18 protein-coding genes are annotated in these 17,406 nt (G+C 66.6%); 8 read left to right on the top strand and 10 right to left on the bottom strand.

Annotated features, from left to right (window positions below; genetic code table 11):
* Positions 1-6 precede the first annotated feature (6 nt).
* Entirely contained in the window at positions 7-1,533 is a 1,527-nt protein-coding gene (locus tag BMZ69_RS07250; RefSeq protein WP_175506700.1) for an acyltransferase family protein, read from the top strand.
* Between the two features lie 87 nt (positions 1,534-1,620).
* Here the strand turns inward: BMZ69_RS07250 and BMZ69_RS07245 are convergent, their stop codons facing one another.
* Positions 1,621-2,766, bottom strand: coding sequence for a GGDEF domain-containing protein (locus BMZ69_RS07245; protein WP_139218991.1), 1,146 nt, complete (start codon positions 2,764-2,766; stop codon positions 1,621-1,623).
* 340 nt (positions 2,767-3,106) lie between these two features.
* Here BMZ69_RS07245 and BMZ69_RS07240 point away from each other — a divergent pair, with 340 nt between their 5' ends.
* Together BMZ69_RS07240 and BMZ69_RS07235 are read left to right on the top strand one after the other, a co-directional pair.
* On the top strand, positions 3,107-4,054 hold the full coding sequence (locus BMZ69_RS07240) for a TAXI family TRAP transporter solute-binding subunit (protein ID WP_092155910.1): 948 nt from the start codon (positions 3,107-3,109) through the stop codon (positions 4,052-4,054).
* Between the two features lie 134 nt (positions 4,055-4,188).
* Positions 4,189-6,144: a TRAP transporter permease gene (locus BMZ69_RS07235; protein ID WP_092155909.1), complete on the top strand. Its 1,956-nt coding sequence runs from the start codon at positions 4,189-4,191 to the stop codon at positions 6,142-6,144.
* A 7-nt stretch (positions 6,145-6,151) separates the two neighbouring features.
* Here the strand turns inward: BMZ69_RS07235 and BMZ69_RS07230 are convergent, their stop codons facing one another.
* From BMZ69_RS07230 to BMZ69_RS07210, 5 genes are all read right to left on the bottom strand, one after another.
* Complete coding sequence (locus BMZ69_RS07230; protein WP_092155908.1) at positions 6,152-6,430, bottom strand: GNAT family N-acetyltransferase; 279 nt, start codon at positions 6,428-6,430, stop codon at positions 6,152-6,154.
* Positions 6,431-6,555: 125 nt separating this feature from the next.
* Positions 6,556-7,155: an NAD(P)H:quinone oxidoreductase gene (gene wrbA, locus BMZ69_RS07225; protein ID WP_092156135.1), complete on the bottom strand. Its 600-nt coding sequence runs from the start codon at positions 7,153-7,155 to the stop codon at positions 6,556-6,558.
* Positions 7,156-7,256: 101 nt separating this feature from the next.
* A complete protein-coding gene (locus tag BMZ69_RS07220) occupies positions 7,257-7,937 on the bottom strand; it encodes a hydrolase (protein ID WP_092155907.1) in 681 nt (226 codons plus the stop codon).
* 73 nt (positions 7,938-8,010) lie between these two features.
* Positions 8,011-8,640 (bottom strand): isochorismate family cysteine hydrolase YcaC, encoded by a 630-nt coding sequence (gene ycaC, locus BMZ69_RS07215; protein WP_092155906.1) that lies wholly within the window; start codon positions 8,638-8,640, stop codon positions 8,011-8,013.
* Between the two features lie 62 nt (positions 8,641-8,702).
* Complete coding sequence (locus BMZ69_RS07210; RefSeq protein ID WP_092155905.1) at positions 8,703-9,584, bottom strand: pirin family protein; 882 nt, start codon at positions 9,582-9,584, stop codon at positions 8,703-8,705.
* A 125-nt stretch (positions 9,585-9,709) separates the two neighbouring features.
* On the opposite strand from BMZ69_RS07210, the gene BMZ69_RS07205 reads away from it, so the two are divergent.
* Positions 9,710-10,621: a LysR family transcriptional regulator gene (locus BMZ69_RS07205; RefSeq protein WP_092155904.1), complete on the top strand. Its 912-nt coding sequence runs from the start codon at positions 9,710-9,712 to the stop codon at positions 10,619-10,621.
* A 12-nt stretch (positions 10,622-10,633) separates the two neighbouring features.
* Here the strand turns inward: BMZ69_RS07205 and BMZ69_RS07200 are convergent, their stop codons facing one another.
* The 4 genes from BMZ69_RS07200 to BMZ69_RS07185 form a co-directional block, all read right to left on the bottom strand.
* Positions 10,634-11,080 (bottom strand): hypothetical protein, encoded by a 447-nt coding sequence (locus tag BMZ69_RS07200; RefSeq protein ID WP_092155903.1) that lies wholly within the window; start codon positions 11,078-11,080, stop codon positions 10,634-10,636.
* Positions 11,081-11,157: 77 nt separating this feature from the next.
* On the bottom strand, positions 11,158-12,177 hold the full coding sequence (locus BMZ69_RS07195) for an amino acid ABC transporter substrate-binding protein (RefSeq protein ID WP_092155902.1): 1,020 nt from the start codon (positions 12,175-12,177) through the stop codon (positions 11,158-11,160).
* Positions 12,178-12,266: 89 nt separating this feature from the next.
* Complete coding sequence (gene metC / locus BMZ69_RS07190) at positions 12,267-13,451, bottom strand: cystathionine beta-lyase (RefSeq protein ID WP_092155901.1); 1,185 nt, start codon at positions 13,449-13,451, stop codon at positions 12,267-12,269.
* Positions 13,452-13,538: 87 nt separating this feature from the next.
* Positions 13,539-14,414, bottom strand: coding sequence for a LysR substrate-binding domain-containing protein (locus BMZ69_RS07185; RefSeq protein WP_092155900.1), 876 nt, complete (start codon positions 14,412-14,414; stop codon positions 13,539-13,541).
* A gap of 241 nt (positions 14,415-14,655) precedes the next feature.
* Between BMZ69_RS07185 and BMZ69_RS07180 the strand changes: the two genes are divergently transcribed.
* The 4 genes from BMZ69_RS07180 to BMZ69_RS07165 all read left to right on the top strand — a co-directional run bounded on the left by BMZ69_RS07180 (position 14,656) and on the right by BMZ69_RS07165 (position 17,400).
* Positions 14,656-16,110, top strand: coding sequence for a methyl-accepting chemotaxis protein (locus BMZ69_RS07180; protein ID WP_092155899.1), 1,455 nt, complete (start codon positions 14,656-14,658; stop codon positions 16,108-16,110).
* Between the two features lie 58 nt (positions 16,111-16,168).
* Positions 16,169-16,636: a response regulator gene (locus tag BMZ69_RS07175; RefSeq protein ID WP_092155898.1), complete on the top strand. Its 468-nt coding sequence runs from the start codon at positions 16,169-16,171 to the stop codon at positions 16,634-16,636.
* 115 nt (positions 16,637-16,751) lie between these two features.
* The gene (locus BMZ69_RS07170) at positions 16,752-17,033 is read left to right on the top strand and encodes an STAS domain-containing protein (protein WP_175506699.1); all 282 of its coding nucleotides are present in this window, start codon (positions 16,752-16,754) and stop codon (positions 17,031-17,033) included.
* Positions 17,034-17,040: 7 nt separating this feature from the next.
* Complete coding sequence (locus tag BMZ69_RS07165; protein ID WP_092155896.1) at positions 17,041-17,400, top strand: response regulator; 360 nt, start codon at positions 17,041-17,043, stop codon at positions 17,398-17,400.
* The last annotated feature ends 6 nt before the right edge of the window (positions 17,401-17,406 follow it).

Here is a 17,406-nt window from a genome sequence, read left to right as displayed (position 1 = left end):
TTGCGAATGAGCCTCACTGCCCGTTACCCCGTAAGCGGCGATACGACCTCTCCCGTCGTGACCGCAAGCATCGCGCGGAACGTGCGCCTGCAATATACCCGCGCGATTGCGGCGTTTGCCGTGCTGTTCTTCCACGCATCCGTCATCGTCGAGCGCTCGACCGGCTCAAACAGCTTTCTAGAGGTCTTTAGTGGCCAGTGGGGCGCTTACGGCGTCTCGGTCTTCTTTGCGCTGTCAGGCTATCTGATGGGAGAACTGATCCAGAGGGATGATCCCGCTCGCTTTCTGATCGCACGCATCGCAAGGATCTATCCGCCGATGCTGCTGGTGGTGGCCCTCTTTTGGGCGGCGTTCTTCGCCGCCGGGCATACGCGCGGTATCGACTTTCTAAGCTTGACGCTCGCGCCCGTTGGCGCCCGGGACTACTTTCTGGCTGTCGAGTGGTCCCTCATCTACGAGATGAGCTATTACGTCGCTCTTGCCGCTTTGTCCTTTCTGGGGCTGCGCCGGCAAGCTGTTTGGTTTGCAACCGCTTGGTTGGCCGTTGTCACACTAGCAATTTGGACGAATGGCGTCGGTCGCAACGACTCCTTGCCGATCGCAAGCGAGCTTCCTCTCCAGGCGATCAATTTGCCCTTCATCCTGGGCTTTATCCTCGCTGACCTTGCGCGGCGCCGGCTCTTGCCAGCTCGGCCAATATTGATCGCGATCCCCCCAATTCTGGCTGCCGGCTACATTCTGCCCGGCGAACTCGGTCTCAAGATCATCCTCCTTGGCGTGATGACCGTGACCGCCGCGATCTGCCTCCCGAAAACGGCTCCAGAGTCGGTACTGGGGCGGATCGGCGAGCGCCTCGGCGATGCGAGCTACATGCTCTACCTCTGCCATATGCCGTTGATGTGGCTGCTCATGATCGTCCTCCTGCCTGGCATGCCAGCGCTGGCGGTTTGGCTGGGCGGGATCACTGCGTCTGTCGCGCTTTCGCTCGTCCTGGCGCAGCTCGATCTTGGTATTCATCGTTGGTCGCGGCGCATGATAGCTCGAGCGTCCGATCGTCGAGCTCGACTAGCCGCCATAGGGTTCATCGCTGCGTTTTGTGGAGTGGCGGTCGTGTCCGAGTTCGTCGCCCGGGAGAAGCGGGCTGCGATGCAGCAGGCTCATCGGATTGTCTTGACCGCCAAACCCTCCGTCTCGCCCTCTCTGAGGGCCGAAATCGACGCCGTCGAGCGGATGACGGACGGGACGTCGATTGTTCGCGGCTATGTGGTCGATCTCGAGAAGCCGACTTTGGGTGCTCACGTCGCTGCCATCCAGAACGGCCAGGTTCTCATTCTCGATCCCGTAAAGCGCAGGCGGCCAGCGCTCGCCAGGTCGTGGGCGCGGCCTGATCTTGAGCGGCAGCAAATCGGTTTTGTCCTCATGCTTCCCAAGTCGATCAATTGCTCCGCGGGCAGGATCGAGTTTCGCGCTGCCTTAAGTGATGGCAGGACCGTGGTGCCAGATATCGGTCCAAACATCGATATCTGCCGATGAGGCCGATCTCGGCGCTGGCAAGCATCGAAGCGCATCGGAAACAAGACGCAGTCGGGCCTGGCCCAGCAGCCACTTTCGGTCGGTGTTTCAGCCGCTCTTGAGCCTGACGAGATCGATCGGACCGCGCTGACCGTCCGGCATCGACCGGGTGTCCGCCAGGAGTTCCATATCGTCCGAACTGACGGCGACCCGGTCGCGGCCGTTCCGCTTGGCTGCATAGAGTGCATTGTCGGCATCGCGCAGCAGCGCGTCGAAATCGATGGCGGTTTCCCCGGAACAGGAAACGCCGGCGCTGACGGTGCTGCTGAACGAGCCGCTATGTCCGGTGAAATGGCGCTTGGCAAGGCGCGTGCGCACGCCATCGGCCAGGATCGCCGCCGTGACCAGCGAGGCCCCCGGCAACAGCAGCGCGAATTCCTCGCCGCCGAGCCGCGCCGCCAGACCTTGCGATCGGCAGGACAGCGCCAGAATCTCCCCGAAGGCTCGCAACACATCGTCGCCGGCCGGATGGCCATGGACATCGTTGATCGTCTTGAAGTGATCCATGTCGAAAATGACGAGTGCGGCAGGGCCTTCGATCTCGCTCGCGATCCGGCCGAGCAGCGCGCGCCGATTGAGCAGGCCGGTCAGCGGATCGGTTTCGGCGTCGCGCTTGTGCCCGCGCGCCAGCCGCACCTGGTTGAGCGCCAGCGAAAGGGCGCCGATGCCGGCGAGCGTGGTCAGGCATATGCCGATATTGAGATCTTCGGCCCAGTTCGACGGAGCCGCGGACAGGTGCCATTCGCCGGCTTGCAGCAGCACGGCCGCGCAGGGCACGAAGGATAATCCCGTCACGACGTAGAGGACCGTCAGGAGCGTGATCGTCAGCCGGGCTTCCGCGCGCCCGATCCAGTAGTCCCAGGCCGTGACCAGCAGGATGACCGTCGCCGCGATATTGAGCATCACGATGGCGACGCCGTTGTAGCCGGCGAGCATGGGGCCTGCCATGACGGCCGACGACGCGACGGCCATGACGGCCATGCTGCGCCAGGGGAGAATGCCGGTGCGAAATTCCCGGCCGGCGCCGTAGACGAAGGCGAGGCCGCTCAGCAGGATCGTGTATCCGAGCGCGCCGAGGGCCGGATCCATCGTCTGGGCGTACCAGGCATAGATCAGCACGCCGAGGGCCATGAACGAAACGCCGAGGGTCCAGGCGATCAGGAAGCGCTCGGTCCTGGAAACGAGCCAGCTCACGAAAAAGGTGATCGCCAATCCACAGCCGGAAAGAGCAAAAGCCGTCAACAGCGAATGGTAGTCCAGGGTCACGGAAGACTTTGCGGCGGTTGGCGAAAGGCGATGAGGTTATGGATCGGCCGCCATTTCGAAAAGTTTAAGCCGACGGCACCAATTCCACTCTACCGCGAAGCCGGCATCGGCGGGCGGCTTGCCGGCGAGCACTTCCATATCCGCACTTGCCAGCCAGCCCTCAGTCGCTAGCTTTGACCCGATGATTGTCGCGCCGGTTCCGCCGGCGTTCGCCCGACCGTCCATAAGAGGCGGCGAGGTTCAATCGTTTCAAAAGGGAGGAAAAACGATGACGAGACTGAGCAGTGCAACTTTGTGTCTCGCAGCCGCGACGGCGCTGTCCGCGCCCGCCGCCGCTGCCGAGATGCGTCTGATGACAGGGCCGCAGGGCGGCGTCTGGGTGCCGCTGGGCGGGCAGCTCAAGGACATGTGGGAGAAGGCGGTTCCCGGCCTTTCCGTGCAGTCGCTGCCGGGCGCCGGCATCGCCAATGTGCGGGCGATCGAGGACGGCAAGGCCGAGGTCGGCTTCGGCAATTCGATCTCGACCGTCGACGGGCTCGCCGGCAATGCGCCGTTCCCGAAGAAGCACGAGAACATCTGCAACATCGCTTCGCTCTATCCGCAGTATTTCCAGATGCTGGTGCCGGCCGATTCAGGGATCAAGACGGTCAAGGACCTGAAGGGCAAGGCGATCACCACCCAGCCGCGCGGCAACACGGGCGAGCTCATCACCGGCCAGCTCCTGAAGGTGCACGGGATGAGCTATAGCGACGTCAAGGTCTCGTTCGTGTCCTATACCGACTCGGTCGAGCAGGTGAAGGACGGCCACGCCCAGGCCTTCTCGCTCGGCACGGCGATCCCGTCCGGCGCGGTGATGGACCTCGCCTCGGCCCGCGACATCAGACTGCTCGACCTCTCGGCCGATCTCGACGGGATGAGGAAGCTCAACCCCGGCTACACGCTGGTGACGGTGCCGAAGGGCACCTATCCCAAGCAGGGCGAGGACGTGAAGGTGATCGGCTACGCCACCCATGTCGTCGCCTCCTGCAAGCTGCCGGCGGACCAGGTCTATGCGATGACCAAGGCGATCGCCGACAATGTCCCGGCGCTGGCGGCGACCAGCAAGACGATGGCCGGCCTGACGCCGCAGATCATGGCGGAGGATGTCGGCGTGCCGTTCCACCCCGGCGCGGCACGGTTCTACAAGGAAAAGGGCATCACCGTCGCTGCCAAGTGAGCGGCAGCCGGCTCCTTCACCGAACCGACTGACCCGGCGCGCCGGAGCCTCCGGCGCGCGCTCCTAAAGCCACCGATCCAACGCGCCCCGTGCGGGCGCGCACGCCGTGCGCGGATCGGTTCCAGAGCCGGGACATGCCAGTGGATATCAGCGTTCCCAAGCCCGAATTCAGGTTCGATTTCAGCCATGCCGGGGTGATCCGGCTCGTCACGGCCGCGATCGCGGTCGCGATGGCGCTCTACCATATGTGGGTGATCCTGCCGCCGGCGCTCGGCGGGCAGGGCACGCCGGAAGCGATCATCTTCCGCGGCACGCATCTGCTCTTCGCGCTGACGCTGACCTTCCTGATCTACCGGCGGGCCGGGAGCGATGCGGCGCCCTCGCTGCTCGACTACGGCCTGCTCGCGCTGGCGATGGCGCCGATCACCTATCTGTTCTGGAACTACGACTACATCGTCAACCGCATCTACTATGTCGACGACATGACGCCGGTCGACATGGCGATGGCGGTCATCCTCATCGTGCTGCTGCTCGAGGCGACGCGCCGGCTGATCGGCTGGGCGCTGCCGCTGACCGCGATCGTCTTCCTGGCCTATGGGCTCTTCGTCGCCAGGGTCGAGCCGATGCGTTTGCTCGACCAGCTGTTCATGACCACGGAAGGCGTCTTCGGCGCGCCGCTCGGCGTCTCCGCCGCTTATGTGATGATCTTCGTGCTGTTCGGCTCCTTCATGGAGCGGACCGGCACCGGCCAGCTCTTCATGGATTTCGCGCTGTCGCTGACCGGGCATACGGCCGGCGGGCCGGGCAAGGTCTCGGTGGTGTCGTCGAGCCTGTTCGGCACGATCTCGGGCAGCGCCGTCGCCAATGTCATGGTCGACGGGCCGATCTCGATCCCGCTGATGAAGCGGACCGGCTTCAAGGCGCATTTCGCCGCCGGCGTCGAGGCGGTCGCCTCGACGGGCGGCCAGATCATGCCGCCGATCATGGGGGCGGCCGCCTTCGTCATGGCCGAGTTCCTGTCGGTGTCCTACGGCCAGGTGGTGATCTGGGCGCTGATCCCGGCGGTCCTCTATTACGTCGCCTGCTTCGCCGCCGTGCATTTCGAGGCCAAGCGCCACGGCATCATGGGCGTGCCGCGCAGCGAACTGCCGAGGCTCGGGACGACGCTGCGCGAGCGCGGCCATCTCTTCCTGCCGGTGGCGACCATCCTCGCCGTGCTCTATTCCGGCTACAGCGCGCCGCTCGCCGCGCTGGCGGGGACGCTGCTCTGCTTTCCGGTCGCGGCGCTGCGCGCCTCGACCCGCGGCAATGTCCGCATCCCGATCATCATCGACGCGATGATCGACGGCGCCCGCAATGCGCTCGCGGTGGCGCTCGCCTGCGCCTGCGCCGGCATCGTGATCGGCGTGGTGGCGCTGACCGGGGCCGGCATCGTCTTCACGCAGGCGGTGATCGGCCTGTCGCAGAACTATCTGCTGCTGGCGCTGTTGCTGACCGCGGTCGCCGGCATCGTGCTCGGCATGGGCATGCCGACCACCCCGGCCTATATCGTGATGACGTCGCTGCTGGTGCCGGCGCTGATCAAGCTCGGCGTGATGATGCCGGCTGCGCACATGTTCGCCTTCTACTTCGCCATCCTGTCGGCGATCACGCCGCCGGTCGCGCTCGCGGTCTATGCCGCGGCAGGGCTGGCCAAGGCCGATCTCTGGAGCAGCGGCTGGGCGGCGGTGAAGATCGGCGCGGCCGGCTTCATCGTGCCGTTCATGTTCGTCTACGAGCCGGCGCTGCTGATGATCGGCGACTGGCCGACGATCATCTGGCGCTTCCTCTGCTCCTGCGTCGGCATCGGCCTGCTCGCGGCGGGGCTGCACGGCTATCTGCTGCGACGCTGCGCCATGTGGGAGCGCGCGCTCCTCGTGGCGACCGCCTTCTGCCTGGTGAAGCCGGACTGGCTGACCGACCTGCTCGGGATCGGGCTGGCCGCGGCGGTGCTGGCGCTGCAGTGGCCGCAGCGCGACCGGCCGCTGGCGACCAAGAGTGCCGGGCCGATCGCGGAGGCGACCACGGCACGGCCGGACGCTGTGAAGTAGCGCTGACTCAGCCTACGACGAGGTCGTCATACTCCTTGTGCCGGCTGACCCAGCCGGCCATGAAGGAGCAGCGTGGCACGACCTTGCGGCCCGACGCCCGGATCTGCTCGAAGACGCCCTTGGCCAGCCGCGAGCCGATGCCCTGGCCGGACAAGGCCTGCGGCACCTCCGTATGGGTCAGCACGATGCGGTCGCCGTCGAGCTTGTAATAGGCGAGGGCGAGCTCGCCATCGATGTCGAGCTCGAAGCGGTTCTGGTCGGGGCGGTCGACGATGCCGGTATCCATTGGGCAATCCTTGCTGGCTGCCGCTACCGCGGCTACGGAAGCCGGCACACCGGCAGTCTGAGGCAGCAACGCGATTCAAAGCAAGCTGGTCCGGCATCGCTGCCGGACCACGGGGCCGGGTGACCTCAGCCGGCCAGCTTGGCCGCGATGCCGGCGACATGCTTGCCCTGATAGCGCGCGCCGGCGAGCTCGTTTTCGGAGGGCTGGCGCGAGCCGTCGCCGGCGGCGATGGTGCTGGCGCCATAGGGCGAGCCGCCGGTGATCTCGCTCAGCGACATCTGGCCCTGGAAGCTATAGGGCAGGCCGACGATGACCATGCCCTGATGGAGCAGCACGGTGTGGGTCGAGAGGATCGTGCTTTCCTGGCCGCCATGCTGGGTCGCGGTCGAGGTGAAGACGCTCCCGACCTTGCCGATCAGCTTGCCCTGGAACCAGAGGCCGCCGGTCTGGTCGAGGAAGTTCTTCATCTGCGCCGGCATGTTGCCGAAGCGGGTGGGCACGCCGAGGATGATCGCGTCGTAGTCGGGCAATTCGTCGACCGTGGCGATCGGGGCCGCCTGATCGAGCTTGAAGCCGGATTTGCGGGCGACCTCCTCGGGCACGAGCTCGGGCACGCGCTTGATCACCACCTCGGCGCCGCCCTCGCGCGCGCCCTCGGCGACGGCCTGCGCCATCGTCTCGATATGGCCATAGCTGGAATAGTAGAGAACCAGGACCTTCGTCATCGCAAACATCCTCTTTCGGGGGGCGAGCCGTCGGAGCGCGTGGCTCCGGCGGCAAGGATCGTACGGGGAGCAGCGCAGTGTCCACTCACGAGCGTGGCAGGTCAGCCGCGCTGCGAGTCGAGCTGCTCATGGTCCTTCTGGACCTGCTGCGCCTTCATGTAGCTTTCGATCAGGAGCTGATAGGGCGGGAAGATCTTCGTATAGACCTCTGCCCACTCCTGGGCGTCGTCGCGATGCCAGGTCTTCTGCAGCTCGGAGGCGACGGCGGCGGTGTCCATCGGCACGACGCCGGCCTGGACCACCCGGGCGAGGGTGATCTCCTGCGCCATCTTCGAATAGGTGCCCGACGCATCGACCACGGCGAAGACCTTGTAGCCGTCATGGGCGGCGGCGATCGCGGGGAAGGCCATGCAGACCGAGGTGATGGTGCCGGCGATGATCAGGGTCTTGCGGCCGGTCGCCTTCACCGCCGCGACGAAGTCGGGATTGTCCCAGGCGTTGATCTCGCCCCGGCGCGCCACGTATTTCGCGTGGGGCGCATTCTCGTGGATCTCGGGGATCAGCGGGCCGTTCGGGCCCTGCGGCACCGAGGCCGTGGTGATCACCGGCATCTTGCTGAGGCTCGCCATGCGGGCGAGGGCGGCCGCATGATTGCGCAACACCGGCATCGGCATGTCGGCGACGGTTTGGAACAGGCCGCTCTGGTGGTCGATCAGCAGCATGACCGCGTCGCTGGGGTCGATGACCGGGCGCTGGCCGTTGAAATTGGCGGGGGTCGTCATAAGAGGTCTCCCTGGTGTTCGCGTGAAGGAGAAGCTGGAGCGCAGGCGTCGTTTGCGCCGCGCTCCACGCCGATCAGGCCTTCTTCGCCGAGACGGTGCTGTAGCTGGTGATCAGGTTGCGGTAGTCGGGGATGTGGTTCGAGAAGAGCGCGCCCAGGCCCTCGACATCGTTGCGCCAGTCGCGATGCAGTTCGCAGGCGACGCCGAACCAGGTCATCAGCTGGGCGCCGGCATCCGACATGCGCTGCCAGGCGGAATGGCGGGTGATCTCGTTGAAGGTGCCGGAGGCGTCGGTGACGACGAAGACCTCGAAACCGGCCTCGATCGCGGCCAGCGCCGGGAAGGCGACGCAGACCTCGGTGACGACGCCGGCGATGAGGAGCTGCTTGCGCCCGGTCGCCTTCACCGCCTTGACGAAGTCCTCATTGTCCCAGGCATTGATCTGGCCGGGGCGCGGGATGAACGGCGCATCCGGGAAGGTCTGCTTCAGCTCGGGCACGAGCGGGCCGTTCGGGCCATCCTCGAAGCTGGTCGTCAGGATCGTCGGCAGCTTGAAGTATTTGGCGAGGTCGGCCAGCGCCAGCACGTTGTTCTTGAACTTGTCCGGGTCGATGTCGCGGACGAGCGAGAGCAGGCCGGTCTGGTGGTCGACCAGCAGGACGGCGGCCTTGTCCTTGTCGAGGCGGGTATAGGGCTTGGTCATGGTCTTTCTCCTGTCAGAGATGCGTCCGGCATTGCGGCGGCGGACGGCGCCGGTGCCGGCGCTCAGGCCGGGATCTCTTTGGTCGGAATCTTGCCGAAGCGGCCGCTCTGGAAATCGGCCATGGCCTGGCGGATCTCCTCGCGGGTGTTCATGACGAAGGGGCCGTGCATGGCGACCGGCTCGTCGATCGGCTCGCCGCTGAGGACGAGCACGCTGGCGTCGGTCTCCGCTTCGATCGCGATCTCGCCGCCGGCGCGGTCGAACAGCACGAACTGCGCCTCGCGGGCCTTGTCGGCGCCGTTGATCAGAACATTGCCGCGCAGGACGACAAGGCCGAGCGTGTGCCCTTCCGGCAGAGCGAGCGACACCTGCCCGTCGCGCTTCAGACGGAGGTCCCAGATGTCGATCGGGGTGAAGGTCCGGGCCGGGCCGGCATGGCCCTGATAATCGCCGGCGATGACGCGCAGCGTGCCGGCGCCTCCATCCAGCGCGACTGCGGGAATGTCCTTGTCGAGCAGGGTCTGGTAGCCGGGCGCGGCGCTCTTGTCCCTGGCCGGCAGGTTGACCCAGAGCTGCACCATGTCGAGCGTGCCGCCCGAGCGGGTGAAGGCCTGCGAGTGGAATTCCTCGTGCAGGATGCCGGAGGCGGCGGTCATCCACTGCACATCGCCGGGCCCGATCAGGCCGCCCTGGCCGGTGGAATCGCGGTGCTCGACCTCGCCCTGATAGACGATGGTGACGGTCTCGAAGCCGCGATGCGGATGGACGCCGACGCCGCGCGGCTTCTGCGCCGGGGCGAACTCGGCGGGGCCGGCATGGTCGAGCAGCAGGAAGGGACTGACATGCTCGCCTTGGGCGGCGTGCGAGAACATCGAGCGGACGGGAAATCCGTCGCCGACCCAATTGGCGGCGGGGCTGCCGTAGATGCCGCGAACCTGTCGCATGGCCTTGTCTCCTCGGCTGCGCCGGTGCGACGCCGTGTTGCCAAGGAGATTATGAGCGGGACAGCGAGTGCGGTAGCCGGCATAATCCAGTCACTCTGTCCTACTGATAGGACAATGGTGATGCGATGCAGGATCTGAACGATCTCTATTTCTTCGCCCAGGTGGTGGAGCATCAAGGCTTCGCGGCGGCCGCCCGCGCCATGGGCATGCCGCGCTCGCGCCTGAGCCGGCGGCTCGCATTGCTGGAGGACCGGCTCGGGGTCAGGCTGGTGCAGCGCTCGACACGGCGCTTCGCCGTCACCGAGATCGGCCGTGAGTACCACCGGCACTGCCTCGCCATGCTGGTCGAGGCGGAGGCGGCGCAGGAGGCGATCGACCGGGTCAGGGCGGCGCCGCAGGGCGTGGTGCGTGTCGCCTGCCCCTCGGCGGTGCTCTATTTCCAGGTCGGGCCGATGATCGCCCGCTTCCTCGCGGCGCATCCGAAGGTCGAGGTGCAATTGGAGAGCACCAACCGGCGCGTCGACGTGATCCGCGAGGGCTTTGACATCGCGATCAGGGTGCGTTTCCCGCCGCTGGAGGAGAATGAGCTGGTGATGAAGGTGCTGGCCGAGAGCACGCAGCGGCTGGTGGTGGCGCCGCCCTTGCTGGCGGGGATCGACAGGCCGCTGGTTCCCGCCGATGTGGGGGCGCTGCCGAGCCTGTCATGGGGCGGCCCGCATCAGAGCCATGACTGGCAGCTCAAAGGGCCCGGTGGCGCCGAGGCGAACATCCGCCATCAACCGCGCTTCGTCACCGAAGACATGGTGGCGCTGCGCCATGCCGCACTGCAGGGCGTCGGCATCGTTCAGATGCCGACCATGGTGGTGATCGACGACATCAGAGCCGGGCGGCTGGTCGAGGTCCTGCCTGACTGGGCACCGCGCGCCGGCATCATCCATGCCGTGTTCCCGTCGCGACGCGGCCTGCTGCCCTCGGTCAGGACCTTGCTCGACTTCCTCGGACGGGAATACGCTAGGCTCGATGCCGAAAGCCGATAGCGGTCTTGCGCGCTACTTGAACGCGATCACCACGCCGTCGGCGCCGATCGTCGCCTGCAGGCCCTGGCGGCGGGTGTCGAGGCTGATCGTCACGCCCTTGTCGTTCTTGAGCCAGACGCGACCCTGGCCGGCGCGGCCGACGGCCCAGCCTTCCTTGAGCTGGACATAAGGACCGGCGAGGTCGTTGCGGGTCGTCAGGCCGTAGACGCGCCCGCTGGCGAGGACGCGCGAGGCGCCGATGCCGCCGATGCCGAGGCCGCCGACCGAGATCGGATAGGAGCGGCCGCGATAGGTGAAGGTGCCGCCGCCGAGTTCGCCGGAGGCGATGAAGGCCACCGAGATCTGCTCGATCTTGATCGTACCGGTCTGCGGACCCAGCGTTCGCGGCTGGGCGACGGCCGTGCCGGTGACGAAAGCAAGCGCAGCGGCGCCGGCGAAGAGGGATTTGATGGCAGGCACGGGCGGTACTCCTTGGTGAGGCAACGGAGTTAGGAACCGCCGGAACGCCCGGCAGTTCCATCACGCCCGCTCGCTGCCTACCGGAAGGGCGGGCTGTACTGGATGCCACCCTTGTTCCAGAGCTCGTTCGGGCCACGCGACAGCTTCAGGCGCGAGCTCTCGCCGAGATGCTGCTCGAAGCTCTCGCCGTAATTGCCGACGGCCGAGATGATGCGCACGACCCAGTCGTTGCTGACGCCCATCGCCTCGCCCATCTTGCCGTCGAGGCCGAGGAAGCGCTTCACCTCGGGATTGGAGGATTTCAGCATCTCCTTGACGTTGGCCTTGGTGATGCCGAGTTCCTCGGCGTTGATCAGGGCAAGCACGGTCCAGCGCACCAGGTTGAACCAGCTCTCGTCGCCGGTGCGGACCCAGGGGCCGAGCGGCTCCTTCGAGACCACCTCCGGCAGGATGACGTGACTGTCGAGGTCCTGAAGCTTCAGCCGGACGGCCGAGAGCGCCGAGATGTCGGTGGTGTAGGCGTCGCAGCGGCCGGATTCATAGGCTTTCAGCGCTTCCTCCGAAGTGCCGAAGGCGGCGGCCTCGTATTTCTTGCCTAGCTTGCGGAAGTAGTCGGCGAGGTTGAGCTCGCTGGTCGTGCCCTGCGCGACGCAGACCGAGGCGCCGCCGAGCTGGGCCGCCGAGGAAACGCCGAGTTTCTTCGAGACCATGAAGCCCTGGCCGTCATAATAGTTGACGGTGGTGAAGGTGACGCCCTGGCCGGCATTGCGCGACAAGGTCCAGGTCGTGGTGCGCGGCAAGACGTCGATCTCGCCGGCCTGCAGAGCGATCAGCCTGTCCTTCGAGGTGAGCGGGACGAAGCCGGCCTTCTCGGTGTCGTTGAAGATGATCGCGGCGAGTGCGCGGCAAATGTCGATGTCGAAGCCTTCCCAGCGGCCATTGGCATCCTGGGTCGAGAAGCCGGCGACTCCGGGGCTGGTGCCGCAGATGATCTTGCCGCGGTCGCGGATCATCTTGAGCGTATTGGCATCGGCGGGCGCTGCGAAGCCGGCGGCGAGCGCGAGTGCAGCAGTCAGGCGAAGCAAGGTCCGTTTCATCGTTGATCCCCTGTTGTTGTTTTCAGGCAAAGCTCTCCCGCCGCGGCGGAGGCCTGCTCCGCCGCGTTCGTCATTCCGGGTCTTCCGTCTCAGGCGACCTTGGCGGCCGCCGGCTGTTCGAGCGCGATCAGCAAGGCGTCGAGATCGTTCCAGAGGTCGTCCTGGTCCTCGAGGCCGATGCTGATGCGCAGCGACGGACCCTGATGCGGCCAGGGCACGACGGTGCGCTCGCCCTCCGGCGCCAGCGGCGCGATCAGGCTGCGCGTGCCGCCCCAGGAGGCGCCGATGGCGAAGACCTCGAGCGCAGAGAGCGCCTGTTCCAGCTGAGCATGCGGCACTGGCTTCAGGACCACGCTGAACACGCCTGACGAGCGGCCCATGTCGCGCTTCCAGAATTCATGGCCGGGGCAGGAGGGCAGGGCCGGATGCAGCACGGTCTCGACCGCGGGCGAACGGGTCAGGCGCCGGGCAAAATCCTCGGAGACCGTGCCCATATGGGCAAGGCGCAGCGCGAGGGTTTCGAGGCCGCGCAGAGCGAGCTGGACTTCGTCGGGCGAGACGCCGACGCCCAGGCCGCGCAGCGTCACCTTCAGCATCTCGCGCAGGCCGAGATCGGCGACGGTGATCGAGCCGAGCAGCAGGTCGGAATGGCCGCCGACATATTTGGTCAGCGCCTCGCAAGCGAAATCGACGCCATGGGCCAGCGGCTTGAAAATCAGCGGCGTCGCCCAGGTGTTGTCGCAGCCGACGAGCACGCCCTTGGCCTTTGCCGCTTTCACGATGGCGGGGATATCCTGGACCTCCATCGTGTTGGAGCCCGGCGACTCGACCCAGACCAGCTTGACCGTGTCGTCGATCAGACCGGAGATGCTGGCCCCGATCATAGGATCATAGACGCCATAGTCGATGCCGCGCGGCTTCAGGTACTCCTCGCAGAAGCTGCGCACCGGCTGGTAGACCTGATCCGGGATCAGCACCTTGTCGCCCGGCAGCAGCACCGAGAGCAGGACGATGGTGACCGCCGCCTGGCCGGAGGGGACGAGCACGGTGCGCACGCCGCCATGCAGCGCGGTGAGCTGCGCTTCGAGCGTGCGGTGCGTCGGGGTGCCGTGCAGGCCGTAGGTGTAGCCATCGAAGCCGCGATGCCTGCGGGCGAAGAAGCTCGCTGCGTCGGGGTAGACGATGGTCGAGGCGCGGTGCGTCGGCACGGTCAGGCTGGCATAGCCCTCCTCGTTGACAGCTGGATGGTGAACGGTGCGGGTCGCGTCGTGCATAAGGGGCTCCTTCGAAGGGGAGATTCCCTCCGCGAGGCGCCGCCGGCAATCAGCCAGAACTCATGACTCGATGCCGGGACGTTATGGTCAGCGCACTTCCATCAGGCAGTCGATGAAGTCGCGCACCAATTGCGATTTCGGCCGGTCGAGCGGCAGGATCAGCAGGCTGCGGCTTTGCACCTCCGGCTCGAAGGGGCGCAGCACCAGCCGCGTCGGATCGGCGCCGGCGACCGCATAGGGGCTGACCAGGCCGACGCCGACGCCTTCGGCGACGAGCGCGCAGACGGTCGCGGCGTAGATGGTCTCGACGACGATGCGCGGCTTGACGCCGGCCTGCGCGAAGATGCGGTCGAGCCGCTGGCGGGCGCGATCCTCGGGCACATAGGCGACGAAGGGCAGGTCGTGCAGGTCGGCCGGGCCGATCAGCTCCTTCTCGGCGAGCGGGTGGCCGAGCGGCAGGGCGCAGAGCACGCGCGGCTGGACGAAGAGCTGATGCAGGACACCGGAGACGTCGATCTCGTCGGCGGCGAGGCCGATGTCGAAGGCGCCCGACGCGACGCCGTCGCGGACGTCGCGCGAGGGCAGGACCATCAGCGTCACCGCGATCTCCGGGCGCCGGTCGCGGAAGCGGCGCACCGCCCGCGGCACCAGCGAAGAGCCGAGCGCCGAGAGCGAGCCGATGCGCAACTGGCCGGCGCCATGGTCGCGGATGCGGGCGGCGGTGGCGCGCAGCGTGTCCATGCCGAGAAAGGAGGCCTGGACCTGGGCGTAGAACAGCTTGGCCTCGGGCGTCGCGACGATGCGGTTGCGGATGCGGTCGAACAGCAGGAAGCCGAGCGATTTCTCCAGCTCGGCGATAGCGCGGCTGACGCCGGGCTGGGTGACGCCGAGCAACTCGGCGGCGCGCGAGATCGTGCCGGCCTTCATCACCGCGGCGAAGGTTTCGAGCTGTCGGCTGTTCAAGCGGCGTCCATGGGATGACGTGACGGGAGGAGGGTAAATCGGATGCAGCGTCGTGGGAACTGGAAGCGGCACGCGCAGAGGTTAACGAGAGGGCGCTTTACGATTGCAGCAAGCCCTAGTTGTACGCCGGATTATACCAAAGAACTGCCGCCGATCACCCGGGCTGCCGCGGCATTAACCGCGGCTTTACTGCGTTCGTTTAACTTCCGCTGGCAGAACTCCAAGATGGAAGCGCCGAGCGATGCACGCCCAGGCCCTGAAGCTGCCTGATCCCGCCAATGAGGATGCGCCGGGCGCAGAGGCGGCGGCCCATGCCGTCCGCGAGATCGCCGAGCGCTTCGGCAAGCTCAGCGCCGAGATCACCGACATGTCCGGCCGCATCGGCGACGTCAATGCCGAGCTCGATCGGCAGACCGACGGTTTGCACCGCGTCGTCAGCTCGGTCGAGCAGGTCTCGCGCTCCAACCAGGCGATCCAGCAGGCGGCCGACACGGCGCAGGAAGCAGCGTCCGTGGTCAAGAGCGGGCTGGAGCGCGTTACCGGCGCGGTCCGGCAGGGGCTGAATGCGGCACAGAGCGACATCGCCGAATTGTCCGACGGGGCGCAATCGATCTCGCAGGCCCTGAACGAGGCCGTCGGGCGCGCCCACAAGGCGCGCGAGGCCAGCGAGGCGATCCAGACGATCACGCGCGAAATCCAGCTGCTCTCGATCAATGCCGGCGTCGAGGCTGCGCGCAGCGGCGCCGCCGGGCGCGGCTTTGCCGTCATCGCCGCGGCCGTGAAGCAGCTCGCCGAACAGACGCGCGACGCGACCGCTGCCAGTGCCAAGCAGCTCGACGCTCTGGTCGCAACCGTCGACCAGCTGGCGAAGCAGAGCGAGGCGAACGCGCAGGCGGCGCGCCGCGCCAGCGAGGAGAGCCAGGGCATTTCCCAGCAGATCGGCGAGCTCGACCATTTCGGCCGTTCGGTCGTCGGCCTGATCGGCGAAATCGACTCAATCTCGGCGCCGGCGCGCGAGAATGCCGTCGCCTTCGCGCAGGTCGGGGGCGAGCTGAAGGGGCTGGTCAACGGCGTCGACCAATCGGCCCGCAATCTCGAGGTCGCGGCACGGCGCGGGGCCTCCCTGGTCTCGACCAGCGAGGCGATCCTCGGCGCGATCGCAGGCTCGGGCGTGCGGACGCCGCAATCCGACATGATCGAGCTCGCGGCCGAGGCGGCTGCCACGATGGCGGAGCTGTTCGAGCGGGCGCTGGCGAAGGGCGAGATCGGTCAGGCCGAATTGTTCGACGAGGCCTATCGGCCGATCCCGGGCAGCGATCCCCAGCAGTTCACGAGCCGCTTCACCGAGCTGACCGACCGGCTCCTGCCATCGGTGCAGGAGAAGATGCTCACGGCGAACAAGCGCATCGTCTTCTGCGCAGCGGTCGACCGCAACGGCTACCTGCCGACGCACAACCGCAAATATTCGCAGCCGCAAGGGCCGGACCCGGTCTGGAACAACGCCAATTGCCGCAACCGGCGCATCTTCAACGATCGCACCGGCCTCGCCGCGGCGCGCAACCAGAAGCCGTTCCTGCTGCAGACCTATCGGCGCGACATGGGCGGCGGAAATTTTCTGGTGATGGAGGATCTGTCGGCACCGATCTTCGTCAGGGGCCGGCACTGGGGCGGCGTCCGGTTCGGACTCAGCGTCTGAGGGCCGGAGGGGCTGAAGCCGTCGCGTCCAGAGTTCAGTTGAGTATCGAGTTGCGGACATGCATATCGCGCCATCCTTCCCCAATCTCTCGGTGCTGCTGATCGACCCCAGCCCGCACTATCGGCGCATCATTCGCACCATGCTCTACCAGGCGCAGCTGCAGCGCGTGTTCGAGGCGGCCGATCTCGCCACGGCGGCGACGACCTTCATCCAGAAGCAGCCGAACATCGTCATGCTCGATTGGGATCTCCCGGATGGCGACAGCGTCAAATGCCTGGCCGCGATCCGCTCGTTCAAGACCTCGCCCTTCGCCAAGGCGCCGGTGCTGGTGATGATGGAAAAGCCGGATCGGCGCGCGGTGGTGCAGGCCGCCAAGCTCGGCGCGCACGAGATCATCGTCAAGCCGATCTCGCCGAACAATCTCTGGCTGCACCTGTCGGGGATCATCAACATCCCACGCAAGTACAAGGAAGTGAACGGCAGCATCTCGCTCGTGCCGCGCGCGATCAGCAACAACCTGTTCTAAAGCGAAGAATGGTGCCGCGGAACGGCCACAATCCTTGCCGGTGGACCGCGTGGTTAGCGAAATTTTTACCAATCCCCGGGATGCTTCCCAGTCAACAAACACAGGGCGCGCCGCCGTGGTCATCACCGTCTCACTTCCGCCTTTCCTCGGCCGGTCAGAGGCCGCGGCTTTCCGCAATCAGCTGCTCGTCGCGCTGGAGCAGAAGGAAAGCATCGCGGTCGAGTGCGCGGAGGCCGGGCCGTTCCCGAGCCTGTGGATCCAGCTTATGCACGCGGCTGCCACCAGCGCCAAGGCGCGCGGGCTCAGCGTCACCCTCAAGGCGGTCTCGGACGAGTGCCGCCAGTCCTTTCAAGCGATCGGGTTCGACCCGGCGCAAAGCGCCCTCGTTCTGGAGTGATCCCGCGATGAAGATCCTCGCGATCGACGATACCAAGACGCTGCTCAGCCTGCTCAGCATGACGCTGCGCAACGCCGGGCACGAAGTGGCCGAGGCGGAGAACGGCGAAGAGGGGCTGACGCGCTTCGACCAGTTCAAGCCCGATCTCGTCATCACAGACCTCAACATGCCGATCATGGACGGCATCGAGTTCACGCGCGCCTGCCGGGCCCGCCCGGCCGGGCAGAACACGCCGATCATCGTGCTGACCACCGAGAACGGCGCCGAGATCAAGGCGGAAGGCCGCCGCGCCGGCGCCAGCGCCTGGATGGTCAAGCCGTTCGAGCCCAACACCCTGCTCGGCCTCGTCGCGCGCTACCAGAACTGAGGCGTC

It is taken from the genome of Allobosea sp. CRIB-10 (genome assembly GCF_900112185.1).
Taxonomy (GTDB): Bacteria; Pseudomonadota; Alphaproteobacteria; order Rhizobiales; family Beijerinckiaceae; genus Allobosea.
The sequence above is the reverse complement of the archived record's forward strand: the minus strand, read 5'-3'. Positions and strand labels throughout refer to the sequence as shown.

Coding starts and splice junctions, on each gene's coding strand:
- BMZ69_RS07250 (WP_175506700.1), top strand. CDS start 7: ATGAGCCTCACTGCCCGTTACCCCGTAAGCGGCGATACGACCTCTCCC.
- BMZ69_RS07240 (WP_092155910.1), top strand. CDS start 3,107: ATGACGAGACTGAGCAGTGCAACTTTGTGTCTCGCAGCCGCGACGGCG.
- BMZ69_RS07235 (WP_092155909.1), top strand. CDS start 4,189: ATGCCAGTGGATATCAGCGTTCCCAAGCCCGAATTCAGGTTCGATTTC.
- BMZ69_RS07230 (WP_092155908.1), bottom strand. CDS start 6,430: ATGGATACCGGCATCGTCGACCGCCCCGACCAGAACCGCTTCGAGCTC.
- wrbA (WP_092156135.1), bottom strand. CDS start 7,155: ATGACGAAGGTCCTGGTTCTCTACTATTCCAGCTATGGCCATATCGAG.
- BMZ69_RS07220 (WP_092155907.1), bottom strand. CDS start 7,937: ATGACGACCCCCGCCAATTTCAACGGCCAGCGCCCGGTCATCGACCCC.
- ycaC (WP_092155906.1), bottom strand. CDS start 8,640: ATGACCAAGCCCTATACCCGCCTCGACAAGGACAAGGCCGCCGTCCTG.
- BMZ69_RS07210 (WP_092155905.1), bottom strand. CDS start 9,584: ATGCGACAGGTTCGCGGCATCTACGGCAGCCCCGCCGCCAATTGGGTC.
- BMZ69_RS07205 (WP_092155904.1), top strand. CDS start 9,710: ATGCAGGATCTGAACGATCTCTATTTCTTCGCCCAGGTGGTGGAGCAT.
- BMZ69_RS07195 (WP_092155902.1), bottom strand. CDS start 12,177: ATGAAACGGACCTTGCTTCGCCTGACTGCTGCACTCGCGCTCGCCGCC.
- metC (WP_092155901.1), bottom strand. CDS start 13,451: ATGCACGACGCGACCCGCACCGTTCACCATCCAGCTGTCAACGAGGAG.
- BMZ69_RS07180 (WP_092155899.1), top strand. CDS start 14,656: ATGCACGCCCAGGCCCTGAAGCTGCCTGATCCCGCCAATGAGGATGCG.
- BMZ69_RS07175 (WP_092155898.1), top strand. CDS start 16,169: ATGCATATCGCGCCATCCTTCCCCAATCTCTCGGTGCTGCTGATCGAC.
- BMZ69_RS07165 (WP_092155896.1), top strand. CDS start 17,041: ATGAAGATCCTCGCGATCGACGATACCAAGACGCTGCTCAGCCTGCTC.